The sequence below is a fragment of the Micromonospora sp. NPDC002389 genome (assembly GCF_040296095.1).
GTDB lineage: Bacteria > Actinomycetota > Actinomycetes > Mycobacteriales > Micromonosporaceae > Micromonospora.
In genome coordinates this window covers 19,866-35,053 of the sequence record NZ_JBEOWP010000004.1, presented here as the reverse complement: position 1 = coordinate 35,053, position 15,188 = coordinate 19,866, and the positions used below count along the sequence as shown (strand labels likewise).

At 71.6% G+C, this 15,188-nt stretch carries 13 protein-coding genes; all 13 read left to right on the top strand.

The window, feature by feature from the left end; genetic code table 11:
* Positions 1-321: 321 nt before the first annotated feature.
* The 13 genes from ABT008_RS09065 (at position 322) to ABT008_RS09005 (ending at position 15,116) form a co-directional block, all read left to right on the top strand.
* Positions 322-1,140: a helix-turn-helix domain-containing protein gene (locus tag ABT008_RS09065; protein ID WP_350694998.1), complete on the top strand. Its 819-nt coding sequence runs from the start codon at positions 322-324 to the stop codon at positions 1,138-1,140.
* Positions 1,137-1,328: a DUF397 domain-containing protein gene (locus ABT008_RS09060; RefSeq protein ID WP_350695573.1), complete on the top strand. Its 192-nt coding sequence runs from the start codon at positions 1,137-1,139 to the stop codon at positions 1,326-1,328. The genes ABT008_RS09065 and ABT008_RS09060 overlap by 4 nt, the downstream gene beginning before the upstream one ends.
* Positions 1,329-1,716: 388 nt before the next feature.
* Entirely contained in the window at positions 1,717-3,420 is a 1,704-nt protein-coding gene (locus ABT008_RS09055; RefSeq protein WP_350694996.1) for a glycosyl hydrolase, read from the top strand.
* A gap of 264 nt (positions 3,421-3,684) precedes the next feature.
* Positions 3,685-5,586 (top strand): hypothetical protein, encoded by a 1,902-nt coding sequence (locus tag ABT008_RS09050; protein WP_502890379.1) that lies wholly within the window; start codon positions 3,685-3,687, stop codon positions 5,584-5,586.
* A 93-nt stretch (positions 5,587-5,679) separates the two neighbouring features.
* On the top strand, positions 5,680-6,222 hold the full coding sequence (locus ABT008_RS09045) for an acyltransferase (protein WP_131054028.1): 543 nt from the start codon (positions 5,680-5,682) through the stop codon (positions 6,220-6,222).
* Positions 6,215-7,840: a lipopolysaccharide biosynthesis protein gene (locus ABT008_RS09040; protein ID WP_350694994.1), complete on the top strand. Its 1,626-nt coding sequence runs from the start codon at positions 6,215-6,217 to the stop codon at positions 7,838-7,840. Before ABT008_RS09045 ends, ABT008_RS09040 begins: the two co-directional genes overlap by 8 nt.
* 115 nt (positions 7,841-7,955) lie before the next feature.
* On the top strand, positions 7,956-9,197 hold the full coding sequence (locus tag ABT008_RS09035; protein ID WP_350695569.1) for an O-antigen ligase family protein: 1,242 nt from the start codon (positions 7,956-7,958) through the stop codon (positions 9,195-9,197).
* Positions 9,194-10,777 (top strand): lipopolysaccharide biosynthesis protein, encoded by a 1,584-nt coding sequence (locus ABT008_RS09030; protein WP_350694992.1) that lies wholly within the window; start codon positions 9,194-9,196, stop codon positions 10,775-10,777. The genes ABT008_RS09035 and ABT008_RS09030 overlap by 4 nt, the downstream gene beginning before the upstream one ends.
* A gap of 7 nt (positions 10,778-10,784) precedes the next feature.
* Positions 10,785-11,687: a sulfotransferase domain-containing protein gene (locus ABT008_RS09025; protein ID WP_350694990.1), complete on the top strand. Its 903-nt coding sequence runs from the start codon at positions 10,785-10,787 to the stop codon at positions 11,685-11,687.
* Positions 11,684-12,946 carry a hypothetical protein gene (locus tag ABT008_RS09020; RefSeq protein WP_350694988.1) on the top strand — a complete coding sequence of 421 codons (1,263 nt, stop codon included), beginning with the start codon at positions 11,684-11,686 and terminating at the stop codon, positions 12,944-12,946. Before ABT008_RS09025 ends, ABT008_RS09020 begins: the two co-directional genes overlap by 4 nt.
* Positions 12,947-13,036: 90 nt before the next feature.
* A complete protein-coding gene (locus tag ABT008_RS09015) occupies positions 13,037-13,513 on the top strand; it encodes a UDP-N-acetylglucosamine--LPS N-acetylglucosamine transferase (protein ID WP_350695567.1) in 477 nt (158 codons plus the stop codon).
* 23 nt (positions 13,514-13,536) lie between these two features.
* A complete protein-coding gene (locus tag ABT008_RS09010; RefSeq protein WP_502890392.1) occupies positions 13,537-14,199 on the top strand; it encodes a glycosyltransferase in 663 nt (220 codons plus the stop codon).
* A complete protein-coding gene (locus ABT008_RS09005) occupies positions 14,196-15,116 on the top strand; it encodes a glycosyltransferase family 2 protein (protein WP_350694984.1) in 921 nt (306 codons plus the stop codon). Before ABT008_RS09010 ends, ABT008_RS09005 begins: the two co-directional genes overlap by 4 nt.
* Positions 15,117-15,188 lie beyond the last annotated feature (72 nt).

Genomic DNA, 15,188 nt, shown 5'->3' with positions numbered 1-15,188 from the left:
CGGGTGGGTGCCGCGTCGGCGTCGTGGCAGCGACAGAGTCGGCAGAACTGTCGTCGGGCATTGATACCATGCGATCGGCGTACGCATGTCGTCCTCCATTTTCTGCGGTGGACGGGGCCGCCCGGGTGTGGGGGATCCACGGGCGGCCCCGGTATGCGAAACCACCCCGTCCCTTCCTGGATGGGAGCGGATTCGCCGGGTGACAGTCTGGATAGGACCGCACTACCGTCGATACGTGCGCGTGGCATCCGCGCACGTCATCGGCGCAAGCGGGTGGGCTTGGCGAATCCGCGAGCGAGATTGGGCAGAGGTGGGGAATTGATGGGGACCGCTATCGACTACGTACGCGAGGAACTGCGACTACTGCGTGTCCAGGTCAAGCTGAGCCAGGATGATTTCGGGCGGGGCATCGGCTATTCCGGCTCGCATGTCAGCTCGGTGGAGACCGGTGGTCGACCGCCGACGAAGGAGTACATGTTCGCGGTCGACCGGGCGCACGATCCGGCCTTCGACCCGCAGGCGGGGGAGGGCAGGTTCACCCGGATGCTGCGGGAGTTGTCGAAGCTGGAGCAGACGCCGTCCTGGCTGCGGGAGTGGATCGAGCTGGAGCGCGACGCGACGTTATTACGCTGGTACGAGCCCGCGTTCCTGCCCGGCCTTCTCCAGACGGAGGCATACGCCCGAGGCATGATGAACAACGGCCTGCTCCTGCCCGACGAGATCGACCAGCGGGTGGCCTCCCGACTCGACCGGCAGCCGGTCCTCACCCGCGACGCGCCGGTGCCATTGGTAGCGGTGATCGACGTGATGGTGCTCCGGCGGCAGGTCGACGGGCGCCCCGAGATCATGCGGGAACAGCTCGAACACCTGGTCAAGATGTCCGAGCTGCTACACGTGCAAATACTCGTGGTGCCGGAGGACGCGGGAATCTACCCTGGCCTGCAAGGCGGGTTCATCCTGGCGACCGCCGGTGACGGCTCGGTGGTGGGACATCTCGATCATCAGGTGCGTGCGCAGGTGGTCAGCCAGACCGACGACCTTGTTACGCTCCAACGGACGTGGGAGGCGGTCCGGGGTGAGGCGCTCCCGCGCAGGCAGTCACTCGAACTGATCAAGGAAGTGGCGCAGACATGGACATGACCGGTGCCAGGTGGCGCACGTCGACCTACTCGGGGACCAACGGCGGGTCGTGCGTGGAGGTCGCCGACAACCTCTCCGGCGTCGTGCTGGTGCGCGACACCAAGGACCGGGACGGCGGCACCCTGCGGTTCGCGCCGGCCGCCTGGCAGTCGTTCGTCACGCTGGCGAAGCAGACCGCCCCGAACTGAGCCGCACGTGCGGCACCGAAGGCCCCCGACCACGTCGGGGGCCTTCGTCGTGCCCGTGTCGCTGGGTTCTGCCCGTGCCGCTGGGTCGCGGCATCGATCGGTGCGGACTTGCGCATAGGTCGTCACTGGGGTAGGTCATCGATCGCCGCTGAGGTGCGGCGCCGGTCCGGCGCTGAGATGTGGTACCCGCTGCGGCGCTGACCTGCGGCTCGGTGGGTGTGCAGCCGCAGCACCGCCGACAGCCTGTGGCAGCTCCGGCCGGGCGCTGTGTCGCAGCGTCGGCTTAGGTGAACTTTAAGACCCGCTTAGGTCCCCCGGTCATTCGCACGCTCTGTTGTGTACGCCGCTACGCTCCACAGCGTTATCGCCGAATTCACAAGGAGTCTGAGTGACCAGGCGCGGACTGCACCGCCTCATCCGGCACCGTGGCCCCCGGCGTAAGGCCGTGGTCCTCGGTGTCCTCGGCTCCACGGTCGTGCTGGGTCTCGGCGCGACCATGGTGCCCCTGATCGCCGACGACGACCTCTCCATTCCGGTGGTGTTCGACACCACCGCCACGGCCGTCCCCCAGGACGGCGACAACAGCGTCAAGACGACGCTGGCCACCTGCGCCGCCCCGTGCGACGGCAACCCCCGTGGGGCCCGGGACGCGGTCCTCGCCTTCTCGGTGACCTCGCTGCCCGCCAACGCGGTGAACGTCCGCGCGACGCTGCGGGTACACGCCTGGCAGGCGTTCGAGGCGACGGTGACCGCGCACGAGTCCGGGCTCGACGCCCGGGCCGCCCGGCCGGCTCTCGGTCAGGTCGGCAGCGCCCTGGACGTGGTGGCCGGAGTCGGTAAGGGCTTCAACGAGTGGGACGTCTCGAAGCTGGTCACCGGCAACGGCACCTGGACGGTGTCGCTGGCGCAGACCGGCCTCGGCAGCCGGATCTACTGGGCGTCGGGGGAGAACCGCAACCCGGACGTCCGTCCCCGGCTGGTGTTGAGCTACGACACGGGTACGCGTCCGACGCCCGCGCCGTCCAGCGCCTCGCCGACCCCGTCGGCCGCGTTGCCGACCCGCCCGCCCGCCTCGCCGAGCGCGTCACCCAGCCCGACCCCGACCCGGCCGAGCCCGACGCCGACCAAACCACCGGCGGACTCCGGTGCGTGCGGTCAGGTGTCGGCGAAGCTGGTGCCCTCCTGCGGTGCCTGGTGGGGGATGTACTCACCCTCCGGCGCGGACAGCGGGTGGGACCACGGTAAGGCGATCAGCGACGTGGAGAAGCAGGTCGGGCGGACGTTCGACATCGTGCACCGCTACCACGACTTCTCCAACAGCGGCAGCAACGGTGCCTTCCCCGACGCGTACCAGCAGCAGCAGATGCGCGAGGGTCGGCTGATGTTCTTCGCCTGGGAGAGCCGGGTCTTCTCGTCCGGCACGGTGCTCACCTGGCGGGACGTCTACAGCGGCCGGTACGACCAGACGATCGACGACGTGGCCGGCCGGATCAAGGCGGCCGGGGTGCCGGTGTTCATGGGCTTCGACCACGAGCCGGAGGACGAGCCGGAGAAGGGCAGCGACGCGGAGTTCGTCCGCGCCTGGCGGTACGTGTACGACCGGTTCGCCGCGGCGGAGGTCCGCAACGCGGTGTGGGTCTGGACGATGATGGGCTGGTCCGGCCACTACGACCGGTACGCCGGCCTGTACCCGGGTGACAACTACGTCGACTGGGTGGCCTGGGACCCGTACAACTTCCACGTCTGCAACGGCAGCACGACCTGGAAGAGCCCGAGCACCACCATCGGTTCGTTCTACCGCTGGCTGGACGACACCGGCATCGGCAAGGGCAAGCCCCGGATGCTGGCCGAGTTCGGCACGAACTTCGACAGCGCCGACCCGAACGCGAAGCGGCGCTGGTTCGAGGAGTTCCCGGCGGCGCTGAAGGCCCACCCGAAGATCAAGGCCGCGATCTACTTCAACTCCCCGGGCATGACGAAGACGACGAACGTCTGCAACATGACAATGAACCAGGACGCCTCGGCAGTGGCCGGTTTCGCCGCCGCCGGACGGGACAGCTACCTTCGGCAACCCACCGGAGGGAGCCGCTGACCTCAGGTAACCCGCGGGCGGTCGGATGCCGCACAGGTGCTGTCCGACATACGACCGCCCGCGGTGATGTCCGCAACTGGATGAACTGACCGCCCAATCGGCGGATATCGCCTCTGGGGCGAACGGGAGAAGCTACGCAACGCACATTCCCGTCCACCCTGGAGGCGCAGCGTGCCCATAATCTCCTTCCCGTGGCGGAACACCCGCCGAAAGCGCGTACGGGCAGGGGCTGTCGCATTAGCAACCGTCGCGGCCGTCCTGGCCGTGCCCAGCGCGACATCCGCCGCCGTGGTGCCGGTTCCCGAACCGGCGACTCTGGTGTCCGCGAACCCCGCCGACGAGACCCCGCACGCGCGGGACGGTGAGGCCCGTGCCTTCGCACAGGTCGGCAACACGGTGTTCGTGGGAGGCAGTTTCACCCAGATCCGGCAGACCGTCAGTACGCCGTGGATCACCCAGCGCTATCTCTTCGCCTACAACCGCACCACCGGCACGATCTCCACCACCTTCCTGCCGGTGCTCGACGGGGCGGTCAACTCGCTCATCGCCGGTCCCGGCGGGACGCTGATCGTCGGCGGCGTCTTCAAGAACGTCAACGGGGTGGCCCGCCGCAACCTGGTGGCGCTCGACCCCTCCACCGGCATGATCATCGACAGCTGGGTGGGCCGGTCCGACGGCGGCACCGTGCGCGACATGGTGCTGCACGACAACTGGCTGTACGTGGCCGGGGCGTTCAACTGGCTCAACGGCACGGCGCACGCCGGGCTCGGGCGGCTGAACGCGACCACCGGTGCGATCGACCCGACCTTCAACATCAACACCTCGGTCGGTCGGCACGACACCAGCATGTACGCGTGGACCATCGACGTGTCGCCGGACGGCAGCACGCTCGTGGTCGGTGGCAACTTCATGTTCGTCAACGACCTGCCGCGCAACCAGATCGCGCTGATCGACCTGACCGGTACGCCGAGCGTGATCGACTGGAGCAGTGAGCGGTTCGTGGCGCCGTGTGCGGCACCCACCACCTTCGTGCACTACGTGCAGGACGTGCGGTTCGGTGCGGACGGAAGCTGGTTCGTCGTCGGCACCAACGGCGGCTCGGGCTGGCCGGCGGCGTACTGCGACGTGCTGGTGCGCTTCGAGACCGCCGCCCGGGGCAGCGGCCAGAACGCCACCTGGGCCAACTTCACCGGCAACGACACCATCACCTCGGTCGAGGTGGCCGACAACGTCATCTACCTCGGCGGGCACTTCCGCTGGCTGAACAACCCGAACGCCAGTGACAGCGCCGGCAACGGCGCGATCGACCGGCTCGGTATCGGTGCGGTCAACCCGGCCACCGGCATGCCGGTGAACTGGAACCCGCGTCGCAGCGGCGGTTCGGCGCTGCCGTCGGGCGCCACCTCGTGGGGCTCGACCGTGCCGGTGCTCTGGCGTGGCCCGGACGGCCTGTACTTCGGACACAACTCCGACGGCATGGGCAACGAGTACCACGGTCGGCTGGGCATGTTCCCGGTCAGCGGTGGTCGTACCATCACCCCGCGCAACCCTCCGACGGCCGCCAGCGGTCACCTGTACCTGAACGTCGGTAGCGGTTCGGTGGCGAAGGTGCCGTTCGACGGCAGCACCCTCGGCACCGCCACCACGGTGAGCCAGGCCAACTACACCGGTGCCGGGGCGACCTGGCGGGTGGACGACCGGATCTACTGGTCGCGGTTGGTCTCCGGGTCGCGTACGGGTAGCCGGATCGACATCTCGATGTTCAACGGCACCACCATCGGTGCGCCGTGGGAGGCGTCCGGCTACAACGACTGGTTCAACCCGGCGCAGTTGACCGGGGCGTTCTTCCTCGACGGCCGGCTCTACTACACCCGGACCGGGCAGAACAACCTGTACTACCGGTTCTTCGAGATCGATGGCAACTACCTGGGTGCCACCGAGTTCACCGTGCCGACCACGGGCGTCACCTGGTCCACCGTGCGCGGCATGGCCTGGGTGAACGGGAAGATCGTCTTCGGGGCGACGAACGGTTCGCTGCGCAGCGTGCCGTTCGACCCGACCCTGGCCCCCGCTGCGGCGGTCACCGGCGCCGAGGCTACGGTGATCGCCACCGCTACCACGGAATTGACCTGGTCAACTCCGTCGATGTTCTTCTCCGTGCAGTAGCGTTCACTGTTCGTAATGTAACCTCGGTAAATTGTTCACGTTGGGCCGGCGGCGGATCCACCGTCGCCGGCCCACGGAACGTGGGGAGGACCGTTGACCGGCATCCGGCGTGGCTTCGTGGTGCGCATGGTCTTCGCGATCAAGCGTCGCTGGTACGCCCTGCGCTATCCGCGCCTGACCCTCGGTCGGGATGTCGAGATCCGTGGCCGGATCCGCCTGCGGCGCGGGGTGCGGGTGACCATCGGTGACCGGACCAGAGTGAACAAGTTGGTCCGCTTCGCCGGGCCCGGTGAGGTACGCGTCGGAGCCGACTGCCTGCTCAACGCGACATGGGTGGGCACGTGGACGTCGGTGACGATCGGGAATCGGTGCCTGTTGTCCGACTGCGAGTTGCTGGACAATGACTTCCACAACCTGCCACCGGCTCAGCGGCACGATCCGCCCACTCCGGCCACGCGTGCGCCGATCACGGTCGAGGACAACGTCTGGATCGGCGCTCACGCGCTGGTCATGAAGGGCGTACGGATCGGCCGGGACAGCGTGGTGGGGGCTGCGACAGTGGTGCGGACGGACGTACCGCCCGGGGTCGTGGTCATCGGCAACCCACAACAAACGGTGAAGAAGTTCAATGACTGATGCCGCTCCCAGCCCCTGGGCCAACGACGGTGCGAACGCCGAGACGTCGCCTCGGTCCGTCACCATCACCGACGTGCTGCGCGTGCCGCTGCACCGGATCCGGCAGGTCGCCGCAGTGGCGGTGTTCGGGCTGGTGGCCGCCGCAGGCTACGCGTTCCTGGCCCCGTCGGCGGTGTCCGCCAACGCGGTCGTGGCGGTCCGTCCGGTGGTCACCGACGCGTTCACGCCCAGCGGCGCCAACGCCGACCGCGCGGTGAACATGAACGTGGAGAGCCGCATCGCCACCGGCACCGAGGTGGTCGGCAAGCTGGCCGACGAGTTCAGTTCGGACCAGCGTTCGGTCCGCGACGCCCTCGAGGTCGAGGTGCCCACCGGTGGGCAGATCCTGCGCTTCGTCTACCAGGCCCGCAGCGCCGACGACGCGGTGCTCGGCGCCAACCTCGCCGCAGAGAGCTACCTCAACGTCCGGCGCGCCATGTACGAGCGGCAGCGCGAGGAGATGCTCCGCTCCTACGACGAGAGCATCGAGAAGGTCGCCACGCAGCAGGCAGCGGCGCAGCGACGGGTGAACAACTCCCGGGACACCGCCGCCAGCAACGTGGCGGTCGCCGAACTGAGCGCGATCAACAACCAGCTCACCCAGCTCAACTCCGCCCGCACCGAGATCGCCGCCGTCGACGTGAACCCGGGGTGGGTCACCCAGTCCGCCGAGCGGGCGCTGACCTCGGCGGCCGGCAACGCGCCCATGCTGATGGCCGCCGGGCTGCTCGGTGGTGCCCTGATCGGCCTGGTGCTCGCGTTCGCCTGGGAGTCCTTCGACCGGCGGGTGCGGACCGTCGTCGACGCCAAGGACAACACCGGCCTGCCGTTGCTCGGCACGATCCGGTACACCGGTCTGCGCGGCCGGGCCGTCGACGCGGACGTGCGCTACGTCGCGATGGCCATCGCCGAGCGGGTACGCCACCCGGCCCGGGTCGCCGTGGTCACCGCGCGGGAGGACGCCAGCGCGATCACCGCCGGCCTGGCCGTGGCGCTGGCGGTGGCCGGTCGCGAGGTGTTCGTCGCCGACGACAGCGGCCGCATCGACCGGCTGCGCGCCGCCGTGCAGGCCGACCGGGACCGACTGCCGCCCAGCATCGACCCGAGCCGGCCCACCGTGCCCAAGCCGCGGACCGCGCCGGCCCGGCCGGTCAGCATGGAGGGGCCGGACGACTCGCCCACCGAGATCATCCGCCGTCCCTCGCCGCACCCGCCCGGCGCGCGTCCCTCGACCGACCCGGAAGCGACGATCACGATTCCCCGGGTCACCTCGGCCAAGGCGAGCGTCAGCCCGACCGCGAACGGCCAGGTGAACGGCGGCGACAAGGTGACCGTGGGTGCCGGCAGCGTCCGGTTCGGCACCTGGCGGCAGGGCGCCGACCAGCGTCTGGTGCTCTACAACGCCCCGCCGGCCGAGGCCGACGAGCGTGGTGTCGCGGTGGCCCGGCAGGGCACCGCGGTGGTGGTGGTCGAGCGTGACCGGACCCGGCAGACCGACCTGCGTCGGCTCGCCGAGCGACTGCGGGCGGCCGGGGTGAATCCGCTCGGCTTCGTGCTCTCGCGCAGCGGCCGAGGCTGAGGCGGTGCCGGTGATCCAGGCTCCGCCGGCCACCGAGCCGGCGCCGCCGGCCGCCGGCGGTACCCCGTCGGTGATCGCCCCGCCACCACGGCTGCCGCTGTGGCCGCTGATCGCCATGTTCGGACTGGTGCCGATCTGGTGGCTGGCCGGCTTCTTCTATCTCGGCTGGCCGCTGCTGGGCGCGCTGCTGTTCGTGCTGCTGGTCACCCGGGGCCGGGTGCCGCTGCCGCCCGCGACCGGCATCTGGCTGCTGTTCCTGGCCATCGTGCTGGTCAGCGTCACCCAGTTGCAGTCGCCGGTGTCGCTGCTGACCTTCGCCCTGCGGCTGGGTTTCTACCTCACTGCGGTGGTGGTCGGCGTCTACGTCTACGCGGTCGCCCGGGAACGCCCCGACCAGACGGCCGTGCTGGTCCCGCTCTGCGCGTTCTGGTTCGGGCTGGTCGTGCTGGGCTGGCTGGGCGTGCTGGTGCCGAGATTCGAGATGACCACGCCGGTCGAGGTGCTGCTGCCGGGCGGGGTCTCCGGCACGCCGTTCATCAACGACATGGTGCACCTGGCCACCGCCGAGTACAGTGCCCGGTCGCTCAACCCGATCTTCCGGCCGGCGGCACCCTTCGCGTACACCAACAACTACGGCAGCGCGTACGCGATCACGCTGCCCTGCGTGGTCGCCTTCACCATGCTGCGCCGACAGGGGCTGCTGCGCTGGGCGCTGCTCGCGTCGCTGCCGCTGTCGCTGGTGCCGGCCTTCCTCACGCTCAACCGCGCGATGTTCCTCAGCCTCGGCGCCGGCCTGGCCGTGCTCGGCCTGCGTGCCGCGCTGCGCGGCAACGTCCGGGTGGCGGCCTCGATCGTCGGTGTGGTGCTGGTCGGTGGTCTGGTCACGCTCTTCATCCCGGTCACGGAGTTGATCGGGAACCGGGTCGAGTCCAGCGACACCAACACCGACCGGTTCTCGCTCTACTCGGAGGTGCTCCGTCGGGTGGGCGACTCACCGTGGCTGGGCTACGGCGCCCCGGTGAACGTCGACACCGTCTCCGCCGACGCGCCGATCGGCACCCAGGGCCAGCTCTGGATGGTGCTGTTCAGCCACGGCATCCCCGCGCTGCTCTGCTTCCTCGCCTGGTTCGTCGTCGCCGCGTTCGTCTGTGCCCGGGCGACCTCGGCGGCCGGGCAGTGGCTCTCCATCGTCCCGGTGGTCTGCCTGGTGCAGGTGCCGTTCTACGGGATGGCCAACCAGAACCTCGCCGTCGCCTTCTTCGCGGTCGGCTTCGCGATGGCGCTCACCGAGCGGGAAGTGCACCGTGCGGGTGGGCGGTCCCGACCACGACCACGACCGGCGGTGCAGCCGACATGACCGTCACCACCAGTTCCCCGGCCGAGGACCGGCCCGCCGGGGCGGACCCGGGCCGGGACGACGGCGCGACCGAGACCCGGCGCAGCGTCCGCAGTGGCGTCGCCGGGCTGGTCGGCGCCGCCACCAGCGGGCTGTTCGGCTTCGTGCTGGCGGTCGTCATCACCCGGGGGTACGGCACGACCGGGTCCGGCGCGTTCTTCGCCGCGATCGGCGTGGTGACCGTCGCCGCCGCGGTCTGCACCCTGGGCGCGGAGACCGGGCTGATGTGGGCGCTGCCCCGGCGGCGGGCCGGAGCGAGCGGCGACGCCGCCCGGGTGCTGCCGGTGGCACTGGTGCCGCCGCTGCTGTTCGCGGTGCTGATCGCGATCGGTGGTGCGTTGCTCGCCGGTCCGCTGGCCGGGCGGTTGCTCGGGCCGGAGGGAGAGCCGCTGCTGGTGGTCACGTTCGTCGCGGTGCCGGTGGTGGTCGCGATGAACCTGCTGCTGGCCGTGGTGCGGTGCGTCCGCCCGATCCGCTCGTACGTGGCGGTGCAGTTCCTGCTGCTGCCGGTGGCCCGACCGGCGCTGGTCGGCGCGGCGCTGCTGGTCGGCGGCGGCCTGGTCGCCGGCATGACCGGCTGGCTGGTGCCGGCCGCCGTCGGGTTGCTGATCTGCCTGATGATGGTCGCCCGGCCGCTCGGCGTGGGCCACGGCGCCCGGCTGCGCCCGGAACGGACCGACTGGGCCACGTTCTGGCGGTTCGCGTTGCCCCGGGCCGCCTCCGCGGCGATCGACGCCGGCAGCATGTGGGTCGGTGTCCTGCTCACCTCGGCCCTGGCCACCCAGGCCGACGCCGGTGTCTTCGGCGCGGTCGGCCGGTACGTGCTCGCCGGGCAGTTGGCGATGCAGGGCCTACGGGTGGCGGTCTCGCCGCAACTGTCGCGGTTGCTCGGGCGGGGCGACCGAGTCGCCGCGGCGGCGGTGCACCGGCAGTTGACCACCTGGGGGCTGGTGCTGTCCTGGCCGGTCTATCTGCTGCTGGCCGTGTTCGGGCCGGCCTTCCTGGCGCTGTTCGGTCCCGAGTTCACCGCCGGTGCCGCCGCGTTGACCGTGCTCGCCCTGGCGATGCTGATCAACACCGGTGTCGGCAACGTGCAGAGCCTGCTGCTGATGGGCGGGCGCAGCGGTCTGCACCTGGCCGGCGCGCTGGCTGGACTGGTGGTCACCGTCGGTCTCGGCCTGCTGCTGATCCCGGCGTACGGCGCCACCGGCGCGGCCCTGGCCTGGGCGGCCGGTATCGCCACCGAGAACCTCACGGCGGTCACCTGTGCCCGGCTGGTGGTGGGCCAGCCGTTGGTCGACGCGGGGATGCTGCGCGCGGCGGCGGCCACCGTCGGCGGCGTCGGGCTGGCCTCGGTCGCCGGCCTGGTGGTGGGCGGGCGGGGCATTCCCGGCCTGCTGGTGGCGGTGGCCGTGCTGGCCGCCGGCTGCGTCGGCTTGTTGACGTTACCCCGGGTGCGACGTGGCATCCGGGCGACCATGGTGCAGATTCGGGGCGGGTCGCCGCAGGGCACCCCGCCCCCGCCGTCGAAGGGCAGGTGAGGTCGTCGTGTCGTCCATCCGGGACCGGGTGAAGCAACTGGTGCCGACCCAGGTGACGAACCGGGTGCGGGAGAGCCTCGTCGACTACGGGGTCCGCACCAGCGACCGGCGTCCGTTGCCGGACTTCCTCATCATCGGCACCAAGCGGGGCGGGACCACCTCGCTGTGGAACTACCTCATCCAGCATCCGCTGGTGCCCCGGCTCTTTCCGGCCTGGAACACGAAGTCCTCGCACTACTTCGAGGAGCACTGGGGTCGCGGTGAGGCGTGGTACCGCTCGCACTTCCCGACGCTGCGCCAGCGGGAGGCGCTGGAGAGCCGCCACGGCGGCCCGGTCCGTGTCGGTGAGGCGGCACCGCTGTACATGTTCCACCCGCTGGCCGCCGAGCGGGTCGCCGCGCTGATGCCCACGGTGAAGCTGATCGTGCTGCTGCGGGACCCGGTCGAGCGGGCGTACTCGCACTGGAAGGAGCGGCGGACCAACGGAGTGGAGCCGCTGGACTTCGCCGCCGCGCTGGCCGCCGAGCCGGAGCGTACGGCGGGGGAGCGGGAGCGGCTGATCGCCGAACCGGAGTACTTCAGCGAGGCGTACGACTGGCACACCTATCGGGCGCGGGGCCGCTACCTGGAGCACCTGGAGCCGTGGCTGGAGCGGTTCGACCGCTCGCAGGTGCTCTTCCTGCCCAGCGAGGACCTCTACCGCGACGCGCGGGCCACCTACCGCCGGACCCTGGACTTCCTCGGCCTGCCCGCGTTCGACCTGCCCGACTTCAAGGTCTACAACGACCGGCGGTCGGCACCGCTGGAGGCGGACCTGCGCGCCGAGCTGACCGAGTACTACCGCCCGCACAACGAGGCGCTGCGGCACCGGCTGGGGCTGTCGCTCGACTGGCCGGACCGGGTCGCGTGACCACGGCCGCCACCGCGACCGCCGACCCCCGTTCGCGCGGCGACGGGCTGGGCTGGGTCACCCGGGCGGTCTTCGGTGACGAGCGGATCGCCCTCTCGGTGGACGCCGAGCCGCCCGCCGGGCACACCGTGGTGGCCCGGTACGCGGTCGTCCCGTCGATCGCCCGGGCCCGGTTCCTGCTGCCGCTGGGCGCGCCCCGGGTCACCGCGGCGGCGCTGCTGGCGTACAACGCGTTGCGGCCGGCGAAGGTGCGGGCGGTGCGGGCCGCGCTGGGTGCGGCGGCCCGGGTCGGCATCGTCGACCGGGCCTCCTTTCCGGTGCTCGCCGTCGCGGTACCGACCGGGCTGGACCCGGCCGAGGCGCTGCTGGCCGTCCGGGTCGCCGCCGCGCTCGGCGACGAGCCGCTGTACGCGGCGTGCGGGGTACGCCCACCGGATCCGAACCACAAGCCGACCCTGCAACTGTTCGACGGCACCGGTGCGCCGCGCGGCTACGCGAAGATCGGCTGGAACGACGCCACCCGGGCACTGGTCACCACCGAGGCGGCGGCGCTGCGGGAGGTGGCCGCCGCAGCCGGGGTCGGCGGGCACCCGGGGACTCCTCGGCTGCTCACCGAGCTGAGCTTCGCCGGGCAGGTGGTGGCGGTGGTCGAGCCGCTGCCGGCACGGATCCGGGGCGTACCGGTCGACGGGCCGCCGGAGATCGGCGCGCTGCTCGCGGTGGCCCGCCGGGGCGGGCCGGCGACCGCGTCGCGGCCGCTGGCCGGTTCGGCGTTCCTGGCCCGGCTGACCGAGCAGGCACAGCGGTCCGCCGCGACCGAAGGAGTCGGTGAGCGTGCGGTGACCGCCGTCGCCGCGTTGGCCCGTCGGCACGGTGACGTGGCGGTGGAGTTCGGCCACTGGCACGGCGACTGGGTGCCGTGGAACCTCGGTCGGCACGACGGCGAGTTGATCGCCTGGGACTGGGAGCACAGCGGGCCGGAGGTGCCCGTCGGGTTCGACCTGGCCCACGACGCGTTCCAGCGCTCGGTGGTGCTGCGCGGCGAACCGGCCGCCCAGGCCGCCGGGCAGGTCGACGCAGGGTTGGCCCGGCACGGTGCCGCCCTCGGGCTGGACCAGGCCCGGCAGCGGTTGGTCGCCGACGCCTACCTGGTGGAGATGTGGCTGCGTACCTGGCGGCTGGCGGACGCCGGGGCCGGGTGGAATCCGGCGCTGCATCCCGCGCTGCTGGAGACCATCGAGAAACGAGATGGCTCTTGATCCGTCCATCGCGACGACTGTCGACAGAGGACGGTGACGAGTTTGACCAGAATGCCAAGCGAACTTGTGGGGAGTCGCGTGGACGCGAAGATCGACGAGCCCGGGTCCGACCAGCAGCCGGTGCTGCTGCTGGTCGGTTCGAGCGGCGGGCACCTCGCCCAGTTGCTGGCCCTGCGGCCCTGGTACGAGACATGGCGACGGTGCTGGGTCACCTTCGACACACCGGAGGCGGTGTCGCTGCTCGCCGGTGAGGACGTGGTGCCCGCTCACCACCCGACCACCCGCAACGTGCGCAACCTGCTGCGCAACGCGGTGCTGGCGGCCCGGGTGCTGCGGCGACGCAACGTGGCGGCGGTGGTCACCACCGGCGCGGGCGTGGCCGTCCCGTTCGTGGTGCTCGCCCGGCTGCGCCGCATCCCGACCGTCTACATCGAGGTCTACGACCGGATCGACACGCCGACGCTGACCGCCCGGCTGTGCCGCCCGTTCCTGTCGGCGATGCTCGTGCAGTGGGAGGAGCAGCGCCGCCAGTATCCGGAGGCCACCGTCGTCGGGACGCTGCTATGAGCGCGGCCGGCGACGCGCACCGGATCGCGCCGGTACGCCCACGCCCCACCCGGGTCGAGCTGGGCCGGGTACCCGCGCCGCGCGGGCCGCACCCGGACGGCCGCACCCGCATCCTGGTCGCGGTCGGCACCGACAAGCACCCCTTCGACCGGCTGGTCGACTGGCTGCGGGACTGGCACGGCGAGGTATCCGGCGAGATGGTGCTGACCGTGCAGCACGGGCACACCCGCGCCGACGGGCTGCCCGACGCGGTGCCGTTCCTCGGCCACGCCGAGTTGCAGACCGCGATGGCCGAGGCCGACCTGGTGGTCTGCCATGGCGGGCCGGCCACCATCCTGGAGGCGCGCCGGCACGGGCACCTGCCGATCGTGGTGCCCCGCGACCCGACCCGGGGCGAGCACGTCGACGACCACCAGTTGCTGTTCGCCCGCCGGCTCGGCGCGGCCGGGCTGGTGGCGCTCTGCGAGTCCCGGCAGGAGTTGCTCGACGCGCTCGCCGCCGGCCGGGCCGACCGGTCCCGGTTCGCCGTGACGGTCGACGCCGAGGCCGTCGAGGGGCAGCGGGCTGCGGTCCGCCGGGTGGGAACGATCGTCGAGGAGTTGGTGGCCGAGGCCGCGCAGCGGCGTCACCGGCCGTGGTGGCGGCCGTGGCGTGGGCCCGGTCCGAACGGAAGGCGGAACCGATGACCTCCTACCCGAGCGTGAGCGCCGTGGTGCCCACCCGGGACCGCCCCGAGCTGCTGCGGGCCGCGGTCCGCGCGATCGTGGCGCAGGACTATCCCGGCCCGGTCGAGGTGGTCGTGGTGTACGACCAGTCCGAGCCGGACCCGTCGCTGGTCAACCTGTCCGGCCCGGAGCGGACCGTACGCGTGGTGACCAACACCCGTACGCCGGGACTGGCCGGAGCCCGCAACTCGGGCACGCTGGCGGCCGTCGGCGAGCTGATCGCGTTCTGCGACGACGACGACGAGTGGCTGCCCGGGAAACTGCGGGCCCAGGTCGACGCGTTGAACGCGGTGCCCGGCGCCGAGTTCGTGAGCTGCGGCATCCGGGTCACCTACGACGGGCACACCGTCGAGCGGGTGCTGGACCGCGACTCGATCAGCCTGGCCGACCTGCTGCGGGACCGGATGACCGAGCTGCACCCGTCGACCTTCGTGATCCGCGCGGCGGCGCTGCGCGACGGGTTCGGGCTGGTCGACGAGGAGATCCCGGGCAGCTACGCGGAGGACTACGAGTTCCTGCTCCGGGCCGCCCGCAGCGCTCCGCTGGTCAACCTGCGCACCCCGTACGTGACGGTGCGCTGGCACAAGCGGTCGTACTTCGCCCAGCGCTGGGACACCATCTCCGAGGCGTTGCAGTGGCTGCTGGAGCGCTATCCCGAGTTCGCCACCCAGCCGGCGGGGGAGGCCCGGGTCGCCGGGCAGATCGCCTTCGCCCGGGCCGCCTCGGGGGACCGTCGCGGTGCCATGCGCTGGGCCCGGCGCACCATCCGCCGCAACCCGCGCGAACCCCGGGCGTACCTGGCCCTGGCCGTGGCCGGGCGGGTGGTCCGCGCCGACGCCGTGCTGCGCACGCTGCACAAGCGCGGCCGGGGCATCTGACCGACCGGCATCCCGCACACCGTTCGCCGCGTCCGCAGGGCGGGACGCGGCGGGCGGTGCGCGTCGGCGGGC